At 44.8% G+C, this 22,188-nt stretch carries 25 protein-coding genes and 1 pseudogene; 14 read left to right on the top strand and 12 right to left on the bottom strand.

Translation table 11 applies throughout. The annotated features are described in order from the left end of the window. Window positions 1–83 precede the first annotated feature (83 nt). The 12 genes and pseudogenes from hflX to HMPREF2626_RS01975 form a co-directional block, all read right to left on the bottom strand. Window positions 84–1,244, bottom strand: a pseudogene (gene hflX, locus HMPREF2626_RS02030) (GTPase HflX). An 84-nt stretch (window positions 1,245–1,328) separates the two neighbouring features. Then, on the bottom strand, window positions 1,329–2,273 hold the full coding sequence (miaA, locus tag HMPREF2626_RS02025) for a tRNA (adenosine(37)-N6)-dimethylallyltransferase MiaA (protein ID WP_070616985.1): 945 nt from the start codon (window positions 2,271–2,273) through the stop codon (window positions 1,329–1,331). Next, window positions 2,270–3,985: a DNA repair protein RecN gene (recN, locus tag HMPREF2626_RS02020; RefSeq protein ID WP_070616984.1), complete on the bottom strand. Its 1,716-nt coding sequence runs from the start codon at window positions 3,983–3,985 to the stop codon at window positions 2,270–2,272. The genes miaA and recN overlap by 4 nt, the downstream gene beginning before the upstream one ends. A gap of 32 nt (window positions 3,986–4,017) precedes the next feature. Next, window positions 4,018–4,836, bottom strand: coding sequence for a TlyA family RNA methyltransferase (locus HMPREF2626_RS02015; protein WP_070616983.1), 819 nt, complete (start codon window positions 4,834–4,836; stop codon window positions 4,018–4,020). Between the two features lie 21 nt (window positions 4,837–4,857). Beyond that, entirely contained in the window at window positions 4,858–5,730 is an 873-nt protein-coding gene (locus tag HMPREF2626_RS02010; protein ID WP_070616982.1) for a polyprenyl synthetase family protein, read from the bottom strand. A gap of 7 nt (window positions 5,731–5,737) precedes the next feature. Beyond that, window positions 5,738–5,968: an exodeoxyribonuclease VII small subunit gene (locus HMPREF2626_RS02005; RefSeq protein WP_067975983.1), complete on the bottom strand. Its 231-nt coding sequence runs from the start codon at window positions 5,966–5,968 to the stop codon at window positions 5,738–5,740. A gap of 1 nt (window position 5,969) precedes the next feature. Further along, window positions 5,970–7,346: an exodeoxyribonuclease VII large subunit gene (gene xseA, locus HMPREF2626_RS02000; RefSeq protein ID WP_070616981.1), complete on the bottom strand. Its 1,377-nt coding sequence runs from the start codon at window positions 7,344–7,346 to the stop codon at window positions 5,970–5,972. Beyond that, window positions 7,346–8,191 carry a bifunctional 5,10-methylenetetrahydrofolate dehydrogenase/5,10-methenyltetrahydrofolate cyclohydrolase gene (locus HMPREF2626_RS01995; protein WP_070616980.1) on the bottom strand — a complete coding sequence of 282 codons (846 nt, stop codon included), beginning with the start codon at window positions 8,189–8,191 and terminating at the stop codon, window positions 7,346–7,348. The genes xseA and HMPREF2626_RS01995 overlap by 1 nt, the downstream gene beginning before the upstream one ends. Before the next feature lie 76 nt (window positions 8,192–8,267). Continuing rightward, the gene (gene nusB, locus HMPREF2626_RS01990; protein ID WP_070616979.1) at window positions 8,268–8,816 is read right to left on the bottom strand and encodes a transcription antitermination factor NusB; all 549 of its coding nucleotides are present in this window, start codon (window positions 8,814–8,816) and stop codon (window positions 8,268–8,270) included. A gap of 34 nt (window positions 8,817–8,850) precedes the next feature. Next, a complete protein-coding gene (locus HMPREF2626_RS01985; protein WP_067975972.1) occupies window positions 8,851–9,210 on the bottom strand; it encodes an Asp23/Gls24 family envelope stress response protein in 360 nt (119 codons plus the stop codon). Between the two features lie 32 nt (window positions 9,211–9,242). Further along, window positions 9,243–9,800, bottom strand: coding sequence for an elongation factor P (gene efp / locus HMPREF2626_RS01980; RefSeq protein WP_067975967.1), 558 nt, complete (start codon window positions 9,798–9,800; stop codon window positions 9,243–9,245). Window positions 9,801–9,885: 85 nt separating this feature from the next. Beyond that, complete coding sequence (locus HMPREF2626_RS01975) at window positions 9,886–10,965, bottom strand: M24 family metallopeptidase (protein ID WP_070616978.1); 1,080 nt, start codon at window positions 10,963–10,965, stop codon at window positions 9,886–9,888. A 158-nt stretch (window positions 10,966–11,123) separates the two neighbouring features. Between HMPREF2626_RS01975 and comGA the strand changes: the two genes are divergently transcribed. From comGA to HMPREF2626_RS01900, 14 genes are all read left to right on the top strand, one after another. Beyond that, window positions 11,124–12,185, top strand: a complete 1,062-nt coding sequence (gene comGA, locus HMPREF2626_RS01970) for a competence type IV pilus ATPase ComGA (RefSeq protein WP_070616977.1) — start codon at window positions 11,124–11,126, stop codon at window positions 12,183–12,185. Next, window positions 12,091–13,173 carry a competence type IV pilus assembly protein ComGB gene (gene comGB, locus HMPREF2626_RS01965; RefSeq protein WP_070616976.1) on the top strand — a complete coding sequence of 361 codons (1,083 nt, stop codon included), beginning with the start codon at window positions 12,091–12,093 and terminating at the stop codon, window positions 13,171–13,173. Before comGA ends, comGB begins: the two co-directional genes overlap by 95 nt. Further along, window positions 13,170–13,478 carry a competence type IV pilus major pilin ComGC gene (gene comGC / locus HMPREF2626_RS01960; protein WP_070616975.1) on the top strand — a complete coding sequence of 103 codons (309 nt, stop codon included), beginning with the start codon at window positions 13,170–13,172 and terminating at the stop codon, window positions 13,476–13,478. The genes comGB and comGC overlap by 4 nt, the downstream gene beginning before the upstream one ends. Next, the gene (locus tag HMPREF2626_RS01955) at window positions 13,462–13,896 is read left to right on the top strand and encodes a PulJ/GspJ family protein (protein ID WP_070616974.1); all 435 of its coding nucleotides are present in this window, start codon (window positions 13,462–13,464) and stop codon (window positions 13,894–13,896) included. Before comGC ends, HMPREF2626_RS01955 begins: the two co-directional genes overlap by 17 nt. Beyond that, window positions 13,874–14,173: a hypothetical protein gene (locus tag HMPREF2626_RS01950; RefSeq protein ID WP_070616973.1), complete on the top strand. Its 300-nt coding sequence runs from the start codon at window positions 13,874–13,876 to the stop codon at window positions 14,171–14,173. Before HMPREF2626_RS01955 ends, HMPREF2626_RS01950 begins: the two co-directional genes overlap by 23 nt. Beyond that, window positions 14,127–14,630, top strand: a complete 504-nt coding sequence (locus tag HMPREF2626_RS01945; RefSeq protein WP_070616972.1) for a ComGF family competence protein — start codon at window positions 14,127–14,129, stop codon at window positions 14,628–14,630. The genes HMPREF2626_RS01950 and HMPREF2626_RS01945 overlap by 47 nt, the downstream gene beginning before the upstream one ends. Beyond that, window positions 14,611–15,405 carry a hypothetical protein gene (locus tag HMPREF2626_RS01940; protein WP_070616971.1) on the top strand — a complete coding sequence of 265 codons (795 nt, stop codon included), beginning with the start codon at window positions 14,611–14,613 and terminating at the stop codon, window positions 15,403–15,405. Before HMPREF2626_RS01945 ends, HMPREF2626_RS01940 begins: the two co-directional genes overlap by 20 nt. A 322-nt stretch (window positions 15,406–15,727) precedes the next feature. Continuing rightward, window positions 15,728–16,051: a hypothetical protein gene (locus tag HMPREF2626_RS01930; RefSeq protein WP_070616969.1), complete on the top strand. Its 324-nt coding sequence runs from the start codon at window positions 15,728–15,730 to the stop codon at window positions 16,049–16,051. Beyond that, window positions 16,051–17,064, top strand: coding sequence for a V-type ATPase subunit (locus tag HMPREF2626_RS01925; protein WP_070616968.1), 1,014 nt, complete (start codon window positions 16,051–16,053; stop codon window positions 17,062–17,064). The genes HMPREF2626_RS01930 and HMPREF2626_RS01925 overlap by 1 nt, the downstream gene beginning before the upstream one ends. A 17-nt stretch (window positions 17,065–17,081) precedes the next feature. Next, window positions 17,082–19,037, top strand: a complete 1,956-nt coding sequence (locus HMPREF2626_RS01920; RefSeq protein ID WP_070616967.1) for a V-type ATP synthase subunit I — start codon at window positions 17,082–17,084, stop codon at window positions 19,035–19,037. A gap of 17 nt (window positions 19,038–19,054) precedes the next feature. Continuing rightward, window positions 19,055–19,495 carry an ATP synthase subunit C gene (locus HMPREF2626_RS01915; protein ID WP_083272349.1) on the top strand — a complete coding sequence of 147 codons (441 nt, stop codon included), beginning with the start codon at window positions 19,055–19,057 and terminating at the stop codon, window positions 19,493–19,495. A 16-nt stretch (window positions 19,496–19,511) separates the two neighbouring features. After that, on the top strand, window positions 19,512–19,820 hold the full coding sequence (locus HMPREF2626_RS01910; RefSeq protein ID WP_070616966.1) for a V-type ATP synthase subunit F: 309 nt from the start codon (window positions 19,512–19,514) through the stop codon (window positions 19,818–19,820). A 15-nt stretch (window positions 19,821–19,835) separates the two neighbouring features. Beyond that, window positions 19,836–20,417, top strand: a complete 582-nt coding sequence (locus tag HMPREF2626_RS01905; protein ID WP_070616965.1) for a hypothetical protein — start codon at window positions 19,836–19,838, stop codon at window positions 20,415–20,417. After that, window positions 20,417–22,177, top strand: coding sequence for a V-type ATP synthase subunit A (locus tag HMPREF2626_RS01900; protein ID WP_070616964.1), 1,761 nt, complete (start codon window positions 20,417–20,419; stop codon window positions 22,175–22,177). The genes HMPREF2626_RS01905 and HMPREF2626_RS01900 overlap by 1 nt, the downstream gene beginning before the upstream one ends. Window positions 22,178–22,188 lie beyond the last annotated feature (11 nt).

Here is a 22,188-nt window from a genome sequence, read left to right as displayed (position 1 = left end):
AGTAAAAAGCGCAAATATGATAGGCCTGAATCTCATTTCTTGGTTGTTTATCATAGCTAGACAAATATTTGCCCAGTTCATCCTTAGCCGTTCAAAGGCGTATCTGGTCGCTTATAGCCCTTGATCATATAGTCATTAGACAGTTCGTCAAATTCAAAAGATTCAATATATATTCGATCGGCATGTCCAAGATAGTAAGAGGCATTCTGGCTAGAAACCTTAAGTTCAAAATAATCATACATTGAGTGCAGACGGTCGATTATGCCTTCTTCTAACTTAACCATGCCCTGGGAAGACCGAGCAGATATCGCCACATAAGGCGAAGAAGGATTAAGCAGCTCTGGTCTTTCGAGCCGATCCATCTTATTATAAACGAATAGATGCGGAATTTGGAGCATATCTAAGTCCTCCAAAAGCTGGTAAACAGTCTTCTCTTGTGCTTGAGCATGAGGTGAAGACGCGTCAATTACAATCAATAGAAGGTCAACATCTCGACTCTCTTCCAAAGTCGAATGAAAGGCATCAATCACCATAGGGGGCAAGTCTTGAATAAAGCCCACCGTATCTGTTATGGTCATCTGAAAGCCATTTTCTAAAGTAAAGTTCCGAGTCAGAGGACTCAAGGTAGCGAAAAGTTGGTCTTCTTCGTAAGTTTCAGCTTCAGTCAAGCCATTCAAGATGGTGGACTTGCCAGCATTGGTATAGCCAACAAGACCAATCTTAAATTGGCTGCTACGCGTTCGCCTCTCCCGGCTAACTTCCCGGTGCTTCTCCGCTTCCTTCAACTGCTTCTTAATTCGACTAATTGCATCGCGGAGGGTTCGGCGATCACGCTCTAACTGGCTCTCCCCCGGTCCCCTAGTTCCGATACCCCCGGCCAAACGCGAAAGGGCCAGACCCTGTCCGGCTAGTCGGGGAAGGAGGTATTCATTCTGAACAAGAGCGACTTGGAGCTTAGCCTCCTTGGAATGGGCGCGCAAGGTAAAGATATCTAAAATGAGTTGGACGCGGTCAATCACTGGCCAATCCAGGGCTGCCTCAATATTACGAACTTGTGAAGGGCTCAATGCATCATAAAAAATAATCAGGTCAGCAGACAGGGTTTCTGCTAAGGTTTATAATTCAGCTAACTTTCCTTGGCCAATATACGTTCTGGGATCAGGATGTTCCCGGCTCTGGGTTAGAGTCCAAACGAGCTTACCTCCAGCCGTCTTAATTAATTCTTGGCACTCTTCTAGACGCATCTGGAAATCCTGGTCAGTTTCTGACTTATCTTCTAATAATACAGCAATAACTTCTTGCATAGAGACTCCTTTCTTAACTAGTGACTAAGTTTTAAGGAAGCGCTTAACTTCTTCGACTAGGCGCCGGTAGTCGGTTGCTTGGGGATCATCCACCAGGTCATAGGTCTGAGCAGCAGGCAAGCGGTGGCGGATCCAAGTTAATTGTCTTTTGGCATAGTGGCGGGTATTTTTTTGCAGGCGCTGGATGCCTGCCTCGAGTCTCTCTTGACCGCTCAGGTAGGGAAAGAGTTCCTTGTAGGCAATGGCCTTCATCGACTGGGCATCAGACGGTAAGTCTTGCTGGTAAAGCCACCTAGCCTCTTCAAGGAGACCTTGGTCCACCATTTCAAGCACTCGCTGGTTGATCTGAGCGTAGAGCTTCTGCCGGTCCCGAACCAAGGCAATAATTAATAAGTCATAAGGACTGTCCTGGTGTCGGGACTGCTTCTGGTCAGAAAATTTACCTGACGAAAACTGGCACACTTCAAGCGCTCGAATCACCCGGCGTTGGTTATTGGGATGGATGGCTTCCGCTGCTTCGGGGTCAACGGCTTGCAATTTTTGGTGGAGGGCTAAGGGTCCATACTGGTCGGCATAGTCCGCCATAGCCTCACGAAAGGCCGGGTGCTCAGCAACTTCCGCCCCTAAGTCAAAATCATAGAGCAAGGCCTCAAGGTAGAGACCCGTTCCTCCCACTAAGAGAGGCAAGTGCCCCCTTTCATGGATATTCGTGATGATTTCTGTGGCATCCCGCTTAAAGTCGGCCACACTATAGCTTTCGTGAACTTCCCGTAAATCAAAGAGATGGTGGGGAATAGTCCCACATTCTTCTGGACTGATTTTAGCGGTACCGATATCTAGGTGGCGATAAACCTGCATGGAATCGCCGTTAACCACCTCGCCGGAAAATTTTTGCGCAAGATCTAGACTTAATGCGGTTTTTCCGACACCAGTGGGGCCACAGATGACAATAAGTTTCTCTTTAGTCATAGAACCTCCTCATAGGCTTGGTGCATGGCTTGGCGATCCTGAGCTGCTTGGTCCAACTGGTCTTCTGCGGCTAGACGTGAACTTTCTGTAATCTGTTCGCCGGCTAAAATACGGGCTAATTCTTCGACTCGCTCTTCTCGATTCAGGTCTTTAACTTGGGTCATAGTCCGCCCATCCTTTTCCGACTTGTGAATGTAGAGCTGTTGGTCTGCCATAGCAGCAACCTGGGCTAAATGACTGATGCAAAGCACTTGAGCACCTAATGAAATTTGATACATTTTCTCTGCTATAGCTTGGGCAACACGGCCGCTAACACCTGTATCGACCTCATCAAAGACGATGGAAGTCACCCCTTTAGCCTCTTGGAAAACAGCTTTCATCGCCAGCATCAAGCGTGAAAGTTCCCCACCAGAAGCCACCTTAGTTAAAGCTTTAAAAGGTTCACCTGGGTTAGTGGCAATATAGAATTCCACCCGGTCCATCCCATTTTTGTAGAAACGGTTAGATAGGTCAATTTGCACTTTGAACTTAGCCTTGGCCATATAGAGCTCCTTCATCTGGTCCATGATGACTTGTTCCAAATCTTTGGCCGCTTGGCTCCTATCTTCATGCAGCTGGTGGCCCAAGTCAAGCAGGCGATCTTTGGACGTTTGGAGCTTGCTTTCAAGATCTTCCTGGTGGCTCTCTTGGTGGTCGAGCCGCTCCAATTCTTCCCGTGCTTGGTCAGCATAGGCTAAGATCTCTTCAATAGTCTGTCCGTACTTTCGTTTTAACTTTTGAATGGCATTAAGGCGCTCTTCAATCTGGTTGAGTCGATCCTGGTCATAGACCATGTCCTCCATGTAATGGTGGATATCCGAAGATAGGTCTTGGAGGCCATAATAGGCTGCATCCATTTGTTCAATAAACTGGTCAAATTGCTGGTTCATTCCCGCCAAACGGGCTAATTCACCAGACATTTGCCCCAACCGGTCGATGACATTCACTTCTTCATAGGAGAGACCAGCTGTAACGAATTGTAGGACTTCCGCAATCTTTTGGTAGTTCTGTAGTTCTTCGCGTTCTTCTTCAAGGACTTGGTCTTCATCAACTTCCAATTGACTGGCATCGATTTCCGAAATTTGAAAGCGGAGCAAATCCAGGCGTTGGGCCAGTTCCTGTTCATTTAAGGAAAGTTGATCCAGTTCATCTTTTAAACTTTGATAGTGGTCGTATTCTTTCTGGAAGTCTTCTAGATTACCTTGGATTTTTTTACCAGCAAAATGATCCAAAAATTCAATATGGCGACTGGCATCCATTAAACTTTGGTGTTCATTTTGGCCGTGGATATCTACCAAGTAGCTGCCAATTTTCTTCAACAAGGCTACGGTTAAGGTCACCCCATTGACGCGAATCACATTCTTCCCTGACCGGTGCATCTCTCGGCTGATCAACAGTTGAGAATCCTCAAAGGGAATCTTCAAGTCTTCAAGCAAGCGATGTCCATCCTCTGCGAGCTCTGGCATAAAGAAAATCCCCGACAAGAAGAAAGAGTCACAATGGTAACGGATAAAATCAGAAGCCCCCCGACCTCCAATCAAAAGCCCAACCGCATCAATGATAATTGACTTACCGGCCCCGGTCTCTCCCGTTAGGACGGTCATCCCATCTTCAAAATCGATTTCTAGTTCTTCAATAATAGCGAAGTTACGAATGGTGAGATGCTGTAACATGGTGTCAATCCCTTCTTCTCTTCAAGTCATCACTAAGCATGAAATTGGTCATGGGCGGCTTTAACCACTTCTTCTGGAGAAATAGTCAGTAAATTCTGCCCCTGGTCACGCCGCTGATTCTTCAATAAGGCCAAAAATTCAATATTACCTGATCCGCCCGTGATTGGGGAATAGGTTAAGTTGAGGATATCGTAACCCAGGACCTGGGCCATCTCAAAGGTCCGGTTCAAAACTTCCAAGTGAACTTTAGGATCTCTGACAATCCCCTTCTTCCCCACCTGGTCACGTCCTGCTTCAAATTGTGGCTTAATTAAGGCAACAACTTGTCCTCCTGCTTTGAGAATCGAAACAAGGGGAGGTAAAATCAAGCTTAGGGAAATAAAGGAGACATCAATGCTAGCTATATCTGGCTGGCCAGCTTTGAAATCCTCCACTTTGGCATGTCTAAAATTCGTCTGCTCCATCACAATTACCCGGTCGTCCGAGCGTAGCTTCCAATCTAACTGATTAGTGCCTACATCTAGAGCATAAGACTGCTTAGCTCCCGATTGCAAGGCAACATCAGTAAAACCACCCGTCGATGACCCAATATCTAAAAGGATCAAATCCTTAAAGTCGATATCAAAACTATCCCGAGCCTTGACTAATTTCAAGCCGCCCCGGGAAACATAGGGCATATCCTCCCCCTTTAATTCCAATATAGAAGTATCTGGAATCTTCTCCCCGGCTTTATCCAGGCGCTCATGCTTTTCATTATAGATTTGTCCTGCCATGATGTAGCGCTTGGCCTTCTCTCTAGAATTGGCGAGGCCTTGGCGGACGACAAGGACATCTACGCGTTCTTTGCCCATCTTTTTCCTATCTCCTCATGCTTAAACTTTCAAATAATCTAGAAAATCGCGGATCAAAGTAGTATCCATGACTTCTTCTAAGCGACTTAGTATTTCTTCACACCCTTTGATTTCACCCGCCAAGGCCTCTTGGGCAGCTTCTAAACCCAAGAGTGCTGGATAGGTGTTCTTTGCCAGCTCCTGGTCAGAATGGGCGTGCTTTCCTCGTTCTTCATCTGTCCACAAGACTTCTTGGAGGTCATTTTGGATCTGGAAGGCAAGGGCATAGGCTTGAGCAAAACTCGCCATTTCAAATTTAGTTTGGTCGCTGACTTGAACCAGTTCAAGGGGGGCTTGGAGACTAAAACGAATCAAGGCCCCGGTTTTTTGGTCGTATAAGGCTTTCAATTGGGACAAGCTAACTTTTTGTCCTTCATAAATGATATCCTTCATCTGGCCAGCCACCATTCCCTGGTCCCCAGCGGCTTGGGCTAATTGGGCGAGTAAGCTGACCCGACCTTCAGCTGCTAGATTATTATCCTGACTGATCACTTCAAATGCCTTAGCCTGCAAGGCATCGCCAGCTAGAATAGCCGTCGCTTCATCGAAAGCTTTGTGGTTACTGGGTTTTCCCCGGCGATAATCATCATCATCCATAGCGGGTAAATCATCGTGGATCAGTGAATAGCAATGGATATATTCGATAGCCTTGGCCAGGCTAAAGGCTGACTTAGGGTCTCCACCGAAAGCCTGGACAATTGCTAAAATAAAGAAGGGGCGAAGTCTCTTACCGCCATTTGTCAAACTATAACGGATACTGGGGTGGATGCTAGTGGCGTCTTGTTCAGGAAATTCTTCCAGCAGGGCCTCTTCAAAGGCAGCTGCATAAGACCGCCTAAAGTCTTGTAAATTCATCTTATCCCTACCCTTGCTTATCAAAGTCTTCGAGTTCATCATTCTCGTTCATCAATTTAACCATGGTCTCTTCAGCCTCTTGCAAGCTGTCATTGCAGTACTTACTTAGGGCCATTCCGTCCTGGAAATAAGTCATGGAGTCAGCTAGGGGAATATCCCCGTTCTGTAATTTAGCAACAATTTCTTCTAATTTTGCCATGGCTTGTTCAAATGTCAAATTCTCTAAGTCAATTGCCATTCTAATTCTCCTTTTTATCTTCTTTATCCCATAAAGACGCCTCTTCGATCCGCTCAACCTGAGCGAAAACCTGACCATCGAGTAGTTGAACTTCTAAATGATCGCCAGCTTGGAGGTCCTGCACGCTGTTAACATGCTGGCCATCCTTACTCAGGTAGGCATAGCCTCCTGACAGACGTTTGAGAGGGGACAACAAGTCCAATTGGGTAACAAGTCGGTGCAAATCTTGGTCCTTTTTTTTCACTTGGTCAGCAAAGGACTGGGCCAGCTTCTGGCTCATCTGTTGATAGAGGTGCTTGGACTGTAAGAGCTGATAGCGGGGGTTATACTTAGCTAACAGGTCTTTTAACCGGCTCACCTGGTCCTGCTGGCTCTTTAATTTTTTCTGCAAGTTAGCTTGCAAGTCGCCTTCCAAGCCGATCAGTTTCATCCGATAGCCATCGTAAAGTTTCTGTGGCTGAGTAAAAATATAGGACTGCTGGCTACTAGCTAGCCGCTGCCTGTAATACTTCAAACGCTGGCCCTGGACAGTATAGAGACGTTTTCTAAGTTCTTGAATCCGAAAGACCAAATCTGCTAAGAGAACCGGCGTTGCTAGTTCGGCAGCAGCCGTCGGTGTCGGTGCTCTTCGGTCGGCCACTTCATCAGCTAAACTGTAGTCCGTTTCGTGGCCGACCGAAGAGATAACGGGGGTCTGACAGGCAGCAATCGTCCGTGCAACTTCTTCTTCATTGAAACACCACAAGTCTTCAATCGAGCCGCCGCCCCGTCCGACAATAATCACGTCATAGCTACCAGTTTGGTCCGCACGTTTGAGATTGCTAACGATACTGTCCTTAGCTCGGTCGCCTTGAACCACTGTAGGATAGATCACAATTTCAACAATGGGATAGCGTCGACGGACAGTCGTTATAATATCGCGAACCACAGATCCCGTTGGTGAAGTTACGACAGCAATTTTTTTAGGATAAGGAGGAAGCGCCTTGCGTTCAAAATTAAAAAGGCCTTCCTTACTTAATTTTTCCTTCAGCTGTTGGTAGGCAATATAAAAAGACCCAATCCCATCAGGCTGGATGTCTTCAACATAAAGTTGGTAGGAGCCCTGCTTCTCATAGAGCCCTACCCGCCCTTTAACTAAGACCTTCATTCCTTCTTCAAGGTCAAAAGGAATACGCTGAAATCGGCCGCGAAAAATCACAGCCGAGATCAGCGCATTATCATCTTTTATGCTGAAATACTGATTGTTTGCCTTGCCCCGCGACCGGTAACCAGAAATTTCACCCGTGAGATAGACAGTTTCTAAATAAGGATCACGGGTAAATTTAGCTTTGATATACTGGGTGAGCTGGCTCACTGTCAAGTATTTACTTTGCGTCATTAATTTGCCTCTTTTTCTAATCGCGTGATCATTTGATCAAAAAGCATCACTTGGGTAACAGGGCCTACACCACCTGGAACAGGAGTTATCGCCCGTGTCTTAGGGGCAACATTTTCATAATCCACATCCCCTAAGAGTTTGCCCTCTTCTGTATAGGTCGTCCCAATGTCAACGACAGTAGCTCCCTCTTTGATCATATCTTCAGTTACCAGGTGAGGAACACCAGTTGCAGAGCAAACAATATCTGCTTCACGGGTAAATTTGGCTGTATCATTTGTGTAGATATGGCAGAGGGTCACTGTAGCTTCTTTTTGTTCTAAAAGCTCAGCTAATGGCCGACCAACAACCGTACTATTCCCGATGACAACACAATCTTTCCCCTTGAATTCGGTATCTGCTAATTCTAGCATTTTCATCGCAGCCAAGGGCGTATTCGGGATGGTTGAAGGACGTTGGTGGAGTAAGTTACCTAAATGAATAGGATGGAGGGCATCCACATCCTTATCAGGATCTAGAGCAATACGGATTTGGCGTTCATCGATATGTTCAGGTAGAGGCATCTCAACCATGATGCCATGGGTGTTAGGATCCTGGTTTTTCTCTTCAATAGCCTGGACTAGATCATCAGTTGTCGTTTCAGCATCCAATTCCACTAAGTGATAGTCAACACCAATTGTTTCAGCAAAACGCCCTTTTACCTTTGCGTATTGGGCATTAGCGCTGCGCCCTTTAACTAAGAAAGTAGTCATCGACGGATGAATGCCTTTTGCTTTTAAAGCCTCAACGCGTTCAGCCATTTTTTCCTTTTGCTCTTTTACATAATCTTTAGAATAAATTTCAATCATTTTCCGTTCCTCATTTCTTTTATTTTAAGCAGTCTGGGGGACTTCCCAGTGATTGAATTAATCCTCAAGGTCATTTTTATTTTTCCATAGTATTAGATAAAACCCCATTAATAAAGCGCCGGGACCGGTCATCTGAATAGCGTTTAGCGAGTTCAATTGCTTCATTAACCGCGACCACTTTAGGCACTCGATCTTCTGCGACATAGAACATTTCATAGAGCGCTAGGCGTAAAATAGCTAAATTAATCTTTTCCAGACGTTTAACTGACCATTTACCTGAGATAGACTGGTCCAACTTCGCATCAATGGCTTCTTGGTTGGCCAAAACACCAGAAACTAATTGTAAGAGATAAGGAGGGAGTTCATCCCCCTCTTCAAAATCAATTGACGTAAAATCTTTGCCTTTGCTAGGGCTTTGTTGCTGTTTTTCGAAAAATTGTTCTTTATCTTTGAGCGCTTCTAATCCTTCTTCATCGACTTCCTCATAGTTAACGACCTGCTTCAACTGGTCTAAGTTTTCTAGAACATAAGTCATACATGCTTCTGGATCCAGATCCGGATTTAATGCTTGCTGGTAGAGAACTAGGAGAGCAATTTCTCTAATTTGTGAAGTGCCTAATTTCATTCCTTTATTCATCCTTTAAGCTTCCGACCCTATCCTAAATATTAAGCTCAGTCACTTTAATATTGATAGCGTCAAGTTGTACATCTGTCATAAAATAAACTTCTTCGAACACGTGTTGTTGCAAGCGGGTCATGGTTTCTGGCACATTGACACCATACTTTAAGGAAAGTGCAATTTCCAAAAAGATCTCATGGTCCTCATTCTGATAGAGGATTACCGCTTGGTCACGGTTCATCCAGTCATTAAAATTGGCACGCCAAGAAGAAAGCAAGTTTACTTCTTCAAAATCTCTACAAGCCTGGCTTGCGATATCTTCGATAACTTTTGGTGCAATGTTGAAAGAACCGAGACAAGCCTGGTCTTCAGCAGTTAGCATTCCCGTTCGTTCTGCCATGTTCACATTCCCCCACTCTCTATTTTACAAGCTTAAGCGCGTGATACATATTCTCCGTCATTGGTGTTGATAATCAGATGGTCTCCCTCGTTAACGAAGAATGGGACATTAACCACCAAACCTGTTTCCATAGTAGCTGGCTTGCTACCACCTGAGGCTGTATCACCCTTGATACCGGGTTCTGTTTGTTTAACTTCTAATTCTACAGTTGTTGGCAGGCTAACCCCTAAGATTTCACCTTCATAAGAGGTCACTTGAACTTCCATATTTTCTAATAAGTACTTCAGTTCTTCTTCAATCTGTTCGCTTGGAATTTCAATTTGCTCAAATGTTTGGTTATCCATGAAAACATGCATATCCCCAGAAGCATAAAGATACTGCATGGCATCATTATCAATATGAGCGGTCTCTACTTTTTCTCCAGCACGCCAGGTCTTATCTAAAAGAGCTCCAGTCCGAAGGTTTTTTAATTTTGAGCGAACGAAAGCGCTCCCCTTACCCGGTTTAACGTGTTGGAAATCCACGATACGATAAAGTGTATCGCCATCTTTAATGGTTAAGCCATTCTTGAAATCATTTGTTGTAATCATTACTCGTCCTCCAATTCAAATACTTTATTATTAATCTTATCATATAAAAGCCAACTAGCGAACAATTATCCTTATTTTATTTTAATTAGAGAATAATTAATTCGCGGCTAGCTGGGGTTAAGATGCGGTTGCCTTCTTCTGTAATGACTAGGTCATCTTCAATGCGGACTCCACCAATACCCTCTAGGTAAATCCCCGGTTCATTGGTAATCAATTGGCCGACTTGAAAGGCCTCATCATAAGATGGGCTGGCATTGGGGGCTTCATGGATCTCTAAGCCGATGCTGTGGCCTAGCGAATGGCCAAAAGCGTCACCGTAGCCAGCTTGACTGATATAGTCCCTTGCGACAGCATCCAAAGCTTGACCGCTGATTCCTGGACGGGCAGCTTGGCTGACCCGACGATTGGCTTCTTGGACGATAGCATAGATTTCCTTTAATTTGGCGCCTGGATCCCCTAAAGCAAAGGTCCGCGTCATATCGGAACAGTAACCTTGATAGTAACAGCCATAGTCTACTGTAATCAGGTCACCTTGCTCGATTTTTTTCTGACTCGCTACACCGTGCGGCATAGCTGACCGTAAACCTGACGCCACAATGGTATCGAAGGAAACGCCAGAAGCACCTAAACTTCGCATGTGGAAGTCGATGGCATTAGCAAGTTCAATTTCTGTCATCCCGACCTTCACTTCATTGAGCATAAAGTCGTAAGTCTGAACGGCAATCTCACAAGCTTTTTCAGTTAGTGCGATTTCTTCTTCGTCCTTGAATTGTCTGAGCACTTCAATCGCACCTGAAAATGGCACTAGGTCAATTTCTAAAGCTTCATCGAGGGCCATATAGCTAGCAACTGAAACGTCCTCATCTTCAAAGGCCAAGTGGTCACAAGAAATAGCATTGAGCGTGCGTTTGATAAAGGCCAGGGGCGAATCCTGACTCGCTGAACCACCAGCAATCACGACTTCAAGATCAGGGCACTGGCTTTCCGCTTGCTCACGGTAGCGAAAATCAGTAATAAGATAAGCTTTCTCCTGGGTCACAAGGACTTTAGCTGAGGTCCCCGTGAAACCACTGAGATAGCGAATATTATAAGGATTGCTGACATAGAAGGCCTTGATACCTTCTTCTTTAAGTAAGTCCTGTAATTTTTTTATCCGTCTCTCCATTAAGACACCTTCTTCTAAAACATCTATAAATTTATTATAACATAGATAAATCCACTTCAAAAAATGAATCGTTCTTTTACTTTTTTAATATGACTTAGTGAATTTTTGACCTAAGACGTTTATATATCTATGACCGATAAAAATGAAAGGAGTTTCTTATGGAAAATTTATTTGGAGAGGTGATTGCACGCGCCCGAGAGCTTCAGTCAGAAGATATTCAAATCTTCCCTCAGAGCGATCACTATCAAGTGCTCTTGCGAACCGCTACGGGCATTGAAGAAATTATGACTTTAACGGATGAAATAGGGCTCCGACTCATCCGTTTCTTAAAGTACCGCAGCAATATGGATACCGGCGAGCGTCGCATACCCCAAGACGGCAGCTTCGTTTACCAGGAGGGTGAAGTCCCGATCGAATTAAGGCTCTCTAGTATTGCCAATTACCGCCTGGAAGAGTCCTTGGTTATCCGCTTGCTCTACTCCCAAAAAGACCACAAGCCCTTCCTCGAAGACTTGGATCCCTCCAGCTACCGCGCCCTCTCGAGGGCTATGCAAAAACAAAGCGGCCTAATCATCTTCTCTGGTCCAGTCAGTTCAGGAAAAACGACGACCATGTATGAATTACTGAGGGAAAACTATGAAAAGAAACGGCGGTCGGTCATCACTATGGAAGATCCTGTTGAGATTAAGGACGACCGTTTCCTCCAGACACAGATCAATCGAGCAGCTGGGGTGGACTATGACCAGCTCATCAAAGCGAGTCTACGCCACCACCCCGATATCTTACTCATTGGCGAGATTCGTGACGCCCAGACGGCTCGCATGACCATCCGCGCAGCTCTGACTGGCCACCTGGTCCTGGCGACGATCCATGCTAAGGACTGTGTGGGCGTTATTGGCCGGCTAAAGGAGCTCGGCATCACGAATGAGCAACTCATCCAAACCCTGCTCATTATCTCTTCCCAGCGCTTGGTGCCCTGTCAGAATCCCCATCCTAGTCAGCATGACCGCATCTGTTTAATCGAATGGATGGCTGGACAAACGATTGCTTCGGTCGTTGTTCACGGACAAGTCCCTCCAAGCATGACCACTCTGAACCAAAAATTAAAGGAGGCCCGTGAACAAGATGTCATCAGTCAAAGAACCTTCCAAGAATATTACCTGGAAGAAAATTATCCATTACGAAATTACCAGCAACTGGACCAGTCAGCTCCAAGCTAGTGTGCTCAGCTACATTTCAGAGATGCTAAAGGAAGGTTTCTCCTTACAGGATACCCTCCCCTTCCTGAGCATTGTCTACCCCAAGCAGGCCTCAACTTTCCAAGCCATGGAAAATGATATTCTCTTGGGCAAGGGCTTCTCAGAAGCTTGCCAGCACCTTAAGCTCCAAGGCAACCAACGCTTTCAAATTAAGATCGCAGAAGCCCACGGTGCCTTTGCTGATAAGTTGATGGAAGTCGCAAACTATCTGAAATTACGAGAAGCCAATACCAAGCAAATCCGTCAAACCTTAACCTACCCTTTTTTCTTAGTATTCCTCATCATGGGTATGCTTTTTGTCATGCGGTCCTTTCTCCTCCCCCAGATCCAGGAGATGGGTTCAGGCGAAGAGTCTTCCTTAGTCATTTTTCTCCGCTATTTCCTAGAGAACCTACCTCTCATCCTGGTCTACAGCAGCCTTGTCGCCGGCCTCGTCGGCTTAGTTACTTATTATTTTTTAAAAAAATTAACAGCGCTCAAACGCGCCCAAATTTATGTTGCTCTGCCCTTTATCGGTCATTACTTCCGTCTCTACTACACCTATTTCTTTGCTTATGAATTTAGCCAGCTATTTGCTCTGGGCTTTCCCATCCAGGAGATTATCCAGAGTTTTCAAGAGCAGAATGAATCGAATTTCTTAAAAAGTTTTGGTTATTTTATGGCCAAGCGCTTAGAACAAGGCCGGGCGACCGATGATATTTTAAGTCAAGCAGGCATCTTCACCCAAGAATTCCCTGCCATCGTCCTTCAAGGCGAGTACCTGAATCAATTAGCAGTCAAAATGCGCCTCTATAGCCAGCGCTGCCTTAAAGATTTTTTTACAAAAAGCCAGCAGGCCATCCAAGTCGCTAAAAATGTCCTCTTTATCTTCGTCGCCCTCCTAATCCTGCTCGTTTATCTCAGTCTAATGTTACCCATGCTCAATTTACTAGGAGGTTTAAATGCATGAGACACACCATTAAAAAGTATCTAAAACGACTTAAAAGTAGTGATCGCCGTGGTTTTACGCTTCTAGAAATGATCATTGTTTTATTCGTTATCGCTGTTCTTTTACTACTGGTTATCCCAAATATCGCCCAACAAAGAGATAATATCCGATCGCAAGGAGATGAAGCCTTACTGACCACCTATGAAACCCAAGCCTCCCTCTTCCTTACCAATGAAGGGCGAGAAGCTAATAGCATCCAAGAACTAGTAGAAACTGGCTACCTCAGCCAAGACCAGGCTGACCGTCTCAATGAAATCCAGCGCTAGGCCAGGCTTTACCCTACTAGAAATGGCCCTGACCCTGCTAGTGGTCGCCGCCATTAGCCTGGCTGCTTGGAAGGGCTTTAGGTTGATTAGTTTAGAATTCCATGCCAGAAATCAAATCCAAAGCGTGATGGCTTACTACGACCGCTGCTATAAGCGGGCCTATCTAAATGGCGAACGCTTTTTTATGGTTGCTATAAGCCAGCAGGTTAACTTCTATCAGGATTCGACCCAAAGTCAGCCGATTAAAAGTTTTCAACTGGACAATGGACTTAAGTTAAACCGGCCAGCCTACCTCATCCTAGATGGTTACCAGACACAACTTGCTCCAAGCAGTCTCTACTTCAAACATCCTGAAGGACATATCCGCGTCACAATTCAGATGGGAGGTAGTCAGTATGTTATTCGAGAATATGACTAGGAAGCGCGGCTATTTGCTGGTAGAAGCAGCGGCCTCTCTCTTCCTACTCAGTCTTTTGATCCATTACTTAGTCACCGCTACGCAGCTTCAAATCGACCAGCTTAACGATGCCCAAGCCAGGCTAGACCGGGCAGAGCTGCATTTCCAGTCCCTCCAAAGCTTGAGCCAAGACCCAAACTGGCTCAAGCAATTAAAAACAGAGGGCTACAAGTTAGGAGAGGAGTTTGGGGATGAAGAAACCATCTATATCCAACTATTGGCCGAAGAAACTTTCTAGGTCACGCCAAGCCTTCACCCTCTTGGAAGCATGCTTAAGTCTCTTTTGTTTTTCCCTCCTTCTCCATGGCTTTTCAACTATTATAAATCATGAATTTACCTATTTTAAAACCCTTCAAGCAAGCTATGCAGACGACTGGGCTTTCTTCCTCATTAAATTACAGCGGCAAAGCTATCGAGGAGAGCTCGTATCCTGTCATCCCCGAGCCTTTATCTTCCGCCTGCCAGACGGGCGCGATTACCGCTATGAGTATTACCAAAATGCAGAGAGCCAAATGATTCGCTTGCGGATCGACCGCCAAGGCCACCAGCCCCAGCTAATGGAGGTCGAAGATTTTAGCTGCCAACAGATTGGGCCTCAAAGTATTCACATTCAGCTGAGCTTTAAAAATGGTAAAACTTACCAAAGTCGCTTGTTCTTTAAGGGAGGTGACCGCGATGAAACAGACCTCCCCTAAGCGAGCCTCGATCTTTTTGACCAGTCTCTCTTGTTTTTTTACCATCCTCTTGCTTTACCAATTAAATCTTCAACTTTACCAAGCCCAAGTAGAGAATGTAATTACCATGGAGGGAGCTTTAAAGGCTGAAAGTCTAGCCCTACTTGCCCTGGCTTTAGAGAACGATACTAAGGCTGAACAACGTGAGCAAAGTCAATCAGCTAGCAAAAGTTTAGAAGAAGAGCTTTCCAAAGAAAAAGAATTAAGTCAAAACTTGAAAAAGCTGGAAAAAAACCAGAAAGAAAAAGAGGCTAAGTTTAAGAATAGTAAGCGAGAAAAAGAAGCGACTATCGACGACTTGCTCGAAGAATTGCACGAATTGGAGATGAAATTTGCTAATTTCGACGTGATAGCCTATGATAGAGACATAGTTGACGAGGAGGACAGCTCTTCTCCTTTAGCCCATGCAGAAGCATCAGATTGGCTAGCCAACTATGAAGACTTAATCCAGCAAATTGAACATGAGCAAATGGAAGTCCAGGCTCTAAAAGAGCAGTGGGACCAGGAACGCTTGGTCGGTCATAAAGAAGCTGATCAGCTCAAAAAGGAGCTAAAAGAAACTCAGTCAGCTAAGGCAGACAAAAGACAAGAGCTCAATCACTTAAATGAGCAAAGTAAAGCGTCTAAATATTATCGGTTTAACTTAGGTGAGGTAAAACTCAAGCTAGAGGAAGACATCTGGTATTGCCAAGTCATTCTCGATAACAATGGTGAAAGCTATCAATTCACCTACTGACTGCGTTTTATATCACAGCTAACATGCCCTTAGGATTCTAGTGAACCAAGTTATGGAAAATATGACAAAAGTCGATGGGGCCTGACTTTTGCAAGGGATTCTTGAAAACGTTCGGTATTAAGAAAAGGCTGGAGCTTTTTTGTTCCGGCCTCTTTTTTATACCGACAATCAGTTCGTGCAAAAATCCAGACCCTAGGAGATTTATTGATTCCTTTTGCATCTTTGTGGCCTTTTTACACAGCTATCATATCTTGAATTACCTATAATATACTCATGTTCTGAAAAGAATATTAATTTCAAATAGAAAGGGAGGCGAAAGCAAGTGAATCAGGTCATTGAACGACTTGTCGCGATTGAAAAAAAGGCTGAGAACAGTGAAGCTAAGGTACAGGAAGAAAAATTCCAATTACGTCAATCTTATGATGAACGCAAAGCCAAGTACCGGGAAGAAAAAGCCCAAGCTTACCAGGCAGAACTCGATCATTACCGGCAAAAATTCTTAAAACGTCGGGATGAGGAAAAGGCCAACCTGATCCAGCATTTCAATCAGCAAGTCGATACCATAAAGAACTTGGTTGAACAAAAGCAATCGACATATGTTAATGATTTCATGGAAAAAGTGAAAAAATTAGGGGTGAAGCCGTAATGAATGATTACACTGCTATTGAAAGCAAAATTCGTGCCATGCGTGCCAAACTCTTGAGTCCTGGCTTTATCCGGGAAGACTTGACAGCCAATAGTACTGATGAATTTTATCGCTTTCTTTCTAGCCAAAGTAATTACCGGCAAGTGATGCCGGAACAATTGCCAAGACAAATCCCTCGTGATGAGCTCGAAGCCGTTATTATGCATGGTGTCCAGCTTGATTTCATCAAACTTTACCGTTTCGCAAGTATCAAGCAAAGACACGCCCTGCAACTCTTTGGGGTACGCTATGAAGTTGCCTTTATTAAAGAAGTCATGCACCAAATGGATAACCTGCACCAGCTAAAATTAAGTCTTAATCCCTTTACGGACTACCTGGATAAAAACCGCCACTTTCATACGGCGGAATTGCTGGTTGCCCACTCTATCCATGATGTCATCCATAGCTTTAGGGATACTATCTATGCGCCATTTTTTGAAAATTTTGCGCTCAATAACCAGGTGGATTCCTACAATCATTATGAATTAGAGTCGGCCCTCGACCAATATATCGCCTTATATGTCGACCGTAAGGCACGACGGGTGTTAAAAGCAAAGGAATTAACTTACTTTAAAAAACTGAATGGAACGAGCTACGATTTGATGAATATTTGTATCGTTTACCGCTTAAAATTTCTTTTTCACTATGATGAAACAGAAATCCGTCCAGCCCTTTTTAAGACCTACCACCGCTTGACAGACCCGGTTCTCGACCAATTGCTTCTAACTAATGATGTATCAAGCTTCCAAGCCATCGTTGATGACTTAGGCTACGGTCAAACTCTAGACTTTACGCAAGCATATTTCCCACTGCTAGCCCAACATAAACTTGTGGACCAATTATTTCGGCGTTATGTCCGGGCCCTGCCCCACTCCATGCTCACTATCTTCGAATATTTAGAAGATAAGGAGACAGAAGCTCGCCTACTTATTCAAGAGCTTGAAAAAATCAGCTATGCTCATCTAACTGCATAAGAAAGGAGTCTGAATAGATGATCACACAGATGAATCTAGTGAACATCACTGGCCCACGCGATGACATTGACCGCATGGCTGACCAGTATCTCAGTCACTATGATGTCCATTTAGTGAATGCCTTAAAAGAATTATCCGAAATTAAAACCCTAAAGTCTTATACTTCCCCTAATCCTTACCAACCTTGGGAAGACCGGGTGGATAAACTTTTAGCCAATGCCAACTACAAAGAAGAAACCTACCGCGATATGCGCGACGACCAACTGACCTTCGAAGGCGTCAAGGACCTCATCGAGCAAACCGAGGAACAATTATCAGGTGAACGCCAAGAGCTTGCGAGCTATGAGGCTTCCTACCAAGAATTAAAGGACCACTATGATGCCTTTAAACCCTTTACCGGTATCGACTACCCACTCGAAGACATCCTGGCTATGACCCATTTAAAATTCCGCTTTGGTCGTTTTACCAAAGAAAATTTCTACAAATTCAAAAAATATATTGATGCCATGGTTCCCTCCATCTTCGTTGAATCGAAAGAATTAGCGGACTATGTCTATGGCGTATACTTTACGACCACAGAAGCCCGGCAGCGGGTAGATGCCCTCTACTATTCCCTAGCTTGGGAACGAATCCGCCTACCCGAAGGCAGCGGGACCATCCAAGAGATTGTGGATGACCTTGGCCAAGAGCTCGGTATCCTGGAACAAAAAATTAACCAATCCAAACGCCGGCTCCATGACCTCACTAAGCCTTATATCAATGGCCTAATCAAAGCCAAACACCGGTTACGGGACTTCTCCCAAGCTTACGGTGTCAGAAAATACGCCGCAATTACGCGAGAAGAATTTGCCCAAAAAGAAACCCGCTACTTGTTGATTGGTTGGATGCCTAGCGACCAAACAAAGAGCTTGGAGGATGCTGTAGCGCATGATGACCAAGTCACCATGTACATTGAAGACGAGAAAGACTCCTCTTCCAGCATGACCCCTCCAACTAAAATGAAAAACAATTTTTTCGTAAGACCCTTTGAATTGATCACGCGCATGTACGGTGTCCCTAACTATCACGAGATGGATCCAACGGGGTTAGTCGCAATTACCTATTCGCTACTATTTGGGGCAATGTTTGGGGATGTTGGACACGGCATTCTTCTAATGTTGCTCGGTTTCATCGGTTTCTTACAGCCCAAACTTGCTTTGGCTAAGATGTTTATCCCCATCGGCTTATCATCGATGATCTTCGGTTTTCTTTACGGGACTATCTTCGGCTTTGAAGATGTCTTAGAAGCTATCTGGCTGCGTCCCATGGGAGCCATGACCCAGGTTCCTTTCTTTGGGCAATTGAATACCGTCTTCATCGTATCAGTGGCCTTCGGGATGTTCCTGATTTTAATGACCATGCTCTTAAACATCCAAAAACGCCTTAAGAACGGCGAGAAGCTTGAAGCCATCCTCGACCGCAATGGGATAGCCGGTTTCATCTTCTACGGTATCCTGGTTTTCATGCTTGTGATGTATATGAGCGGTCATGCTATCCCAGCCCTAAGCCTGCTCTTACTTATCTTAGCCCTAAGCTTTATCACCATTGCCTTCAATGAACAAATTAAAAACTTTATCTTGAAGCAAAAAAACCAAGGCCAAGATGGACTAGTCATTAGCCTACTTTCAATCTTTTTTGAAAGTTTCGAAACCCTCTTAACTTACTTCTCAAATACCATTTCCTTCGTCCGGGTCGGTGCTTTTGCACTAAGCCACGGTGCGATGATGGGAGTTGTCCTCATGTTTGCAAATGCAGAAGCAGGTTTAGACCATGTCAACTGGCTCGTCTTCATTCTCGGCAACCTATTTGTGGTGGGTTTTGAAGGGCTCGTTGTCTTCATCCAAGTGCTCCGGCTAGAATTCTATGAAATCTTTAGTCATTTCTATGAAGGTAACGGCATTGAATTTAAAAGTATTTGGAACAATATCGAATAAAAAAAGGAGTTTTATAAATGACGATTGAAATGATGATTAAAGTAACCCTCACTGCTACTTTTGTACTAGCTTTTGTCCTTCCTTTCGCTTACTATTTCTCTGGTAAAGCCTCCCGTAATCGTTACAAGAAGACGCTGGCAGGCAATATTTTAACCCTTGTCTCTGGTGTTGCTATTGCTTTGATCTTAGCCTACCACCCCGAAAGTGTCCAAGCGGCAGAAACAGCTGCAGCTAGCGATGGTTTAGCAACCGGCCTCGGCTACTTAGCAGCTGCCCTATCAACTGGATTGTCATGCGTCGGCGGCGGTATTGCCGTAGCGAGTGCAGCCAGTGCAGCCCTTGGTGCTATTAGTGAAGACGATTCAATTTTTGGTCGTTCTCTAATCTTTGTCGGCTTGGCCGAAGGTGTGGCTCTTTACGGTTTGATTATTTCCTTTATGATTTTAGGTCAACTCTAGGAGGGAGATCTACCCTGTGAAACAGTACGTCATTAGTGATAACCTCGATAGCTTAACGGGTATGCGTTTGGCGGGAATTGATGGGGTGCTTGTTCAAGAAACTAAAGACTTTCGTCCCAACTTTGACGCAGTCATCAAGGATAAAGACTACGGCATTGTAATGATTTCCCCTGCCTTAATAGAAGCCAATCAAGAAATCATTGACGAGGTTCGCTTTAACCAAGCCACGCCTTTGATTGTCGAATTACAAGGTCCCAAAGATTTCCAAACAGCTGAAAATCAAATTGCCAAGACCATCCGTCAAGCAATTGGTATATCAATCTAGTAAGGAGTGTCCCCTTTGGAATTAAATGAAAAAATTGACTATTTCAACCAAGAAGTTAAGCTCCAGGTCAAAGAGCATGTGGATGAACAAGTCGACCAATATCGCCAAACCTTAGAGGCTGATTTCAATGAATTCATCCAAAAGACTGACCAAGACTTTGATGAACAATTGCAAGCCAATAAGCAAGCTGTCCATAAAGAATATAATAAAGAAATTTCCGAACTACAAATCAAGCAACAAAGAGAACTCTATTTGAGCGAGAACAAAGTAAAAGAAGCCCTCTTTAAAGAATTTGAAGCAGCCATTCAAACTTATAAGGAAAGTCCAGCCTATCTGGACCAGCTTAAAGAAGTCGTCAAGAATATCCTGGACTTTGCCCAAGGCGAGAAATGCGATATCTATCTCGACCAATCCGACGCCAACCTACAAGCTGAGCTAAAAGAAGCAGTCCAACATGACATTACCCTATCAGACCGGGACTTCACCGGGGGCATTCGAGGGGTCATGCGGGAACGGAATATTCTCCTCGACTACTCTTTCTCGACTTTGCTTAACTTAGAAGATGAGAACTTTACAATTAAAGAGGTGATTAATTAATGGCTAGCGTGATTTATGCAATCAATGGTCCAATTGTCCGGGTCAAAGGAAAAACCAATTTTTCCATGCAAGAAATGGTTTATGTCGGTGAACAAGGCTTAATTGGTGAAGTGATCCGAATCGACCAAGCCTACACCACTATCCAAGTTTATGAAGAAACCGAGGGATTGAAGCCAGGTGAAGTCATCCATGGAACAGGCATGCCAATCAAAGTGTCCCTCGGCCCAGGTATGCTCGGCAACATTTATGATGGGATCCAACGTCCACTTAAAGAAATTGAAAAGCAAACAGGTTTCTACATTAAACGCGGGGTCCAAGTCGATGCCTTAGACCAAGACAAAGAATGGGAGGTCAACCCCCTCGTTAAAGTGGGTGACCAAGTTAGCGGTGGAGATATCATTGCTGAAATTCCAGAAAGCCGGTCACTAGTCCACAAAGTCATGGTCCCCTCCGGTATGATTGGTGAAGTAACTGAAGTCGTCCCAAGTGGTAGCTACCGAGTTAGCGATAGCTTGGTCAAGCTGCAGACTTTCGATGGCTCTATCCAAGAAATTAAGGCCTTCCAAGAATGGCCCATCCGCCAAGCTCGGCCTGTCGCCAACCGGCTAAAAAGTTCTAAACCTCTCCTCACTGGACAGCGGATTATTGATAGTGTCTTCCCAATTGCTAAAGGTGGGACGGCTGCTATCCCAGGCGGTTTCGGAACAGGTAAAACCACTATGCAGCACCAGATCGCTAAATTTGCGGATGCCGATGTGATTGTCTACATTGGTTGCGGCGAACGGGGTAATGAAATGACAGAAGTACTTGAAGACTTCAGCAAGTTGATTGACCCACGAACTAACGCACCCTTGATGGAAAGAACCGTTCTGATTGCTAATACCTCGAACATGCCGGTAGCGGCTCGGGAAGCCTCTATCTACACGGGCTTAACCATTGCAGAATACTACCGGGATATGGGCTATGATGTAGCGATTATGGCCGATTCCACCTCACGCTGGGCGGAAGCCTTGCGGGAACTCTCAGGTCGTCTGGAAGAAATGCCAGCCGAAGAAGGTTTCCCTGCTTATTTAGCCAGTCGGATTGCCACCTTCTATGAAAGAGCTGGCGATATGGAAACCTTGAACAACCAAAACGGTTCCGTCTCCATCATCGGTGCTGTTTCACCTCAAGGGGGCGACTTCTCCGAACCTGTGACCCAGAACACCAAGCGCTTTGTCCGTTGTTTCTGGGGGCTAGATTCTAACCTCGCCCACTCCCGCCACTATCCCGCCATTAATTGGATGAATTCCTACAGTCAGTATGTGGATGAATTGTCCGGTTGGTATAATAAAAATGTCAGTGAAGACTTTATCAAAAACCGGGCTGAAATGATGGCCCTCTTGCACGAGGAAGACCAACTCAACGAAATCGTGAAGTTAATTGGGTCAGATATCTTACCGGACCACCAAAAATTGGTCCTACAAACTGCTAAGGTTATTCGCTTAGCTTTTCTCCAACAGTCTTCCTTCCATGAGATTGATGGGGATGTACCTATTCAAAAACAAGCTAAGATGCTGGACGTCATCCTCTACCTCCACCACCGGTCCAAACAACTGATCCAATGGGGGATGCCGATGTCCTATCTCCAACAGTCACCCATCTTTAATGAAGTCATCAATATGAAATTTAATGTAGCTAATGATAACTTGGATGCCTTTGATCATTACTATCAAAGCATCGACCAATTCTATGACCAAGCTATCGAACAAAACGGATAAGGGGGAATATA

It is taken from the genome of Aerococcus sp. HMSC062A02 (genome assembly GCF_001809535.1).
Taxonomy (GTDB): Bacteria; Bacillota; Bacilli; order Lactobacillales; family Aerococcaceae; genus Aerococcus.
Note: the sequence above shows the minus strand (reverse complement) of the source record. Positions and strands in the feature narration are given on the sequence as shown.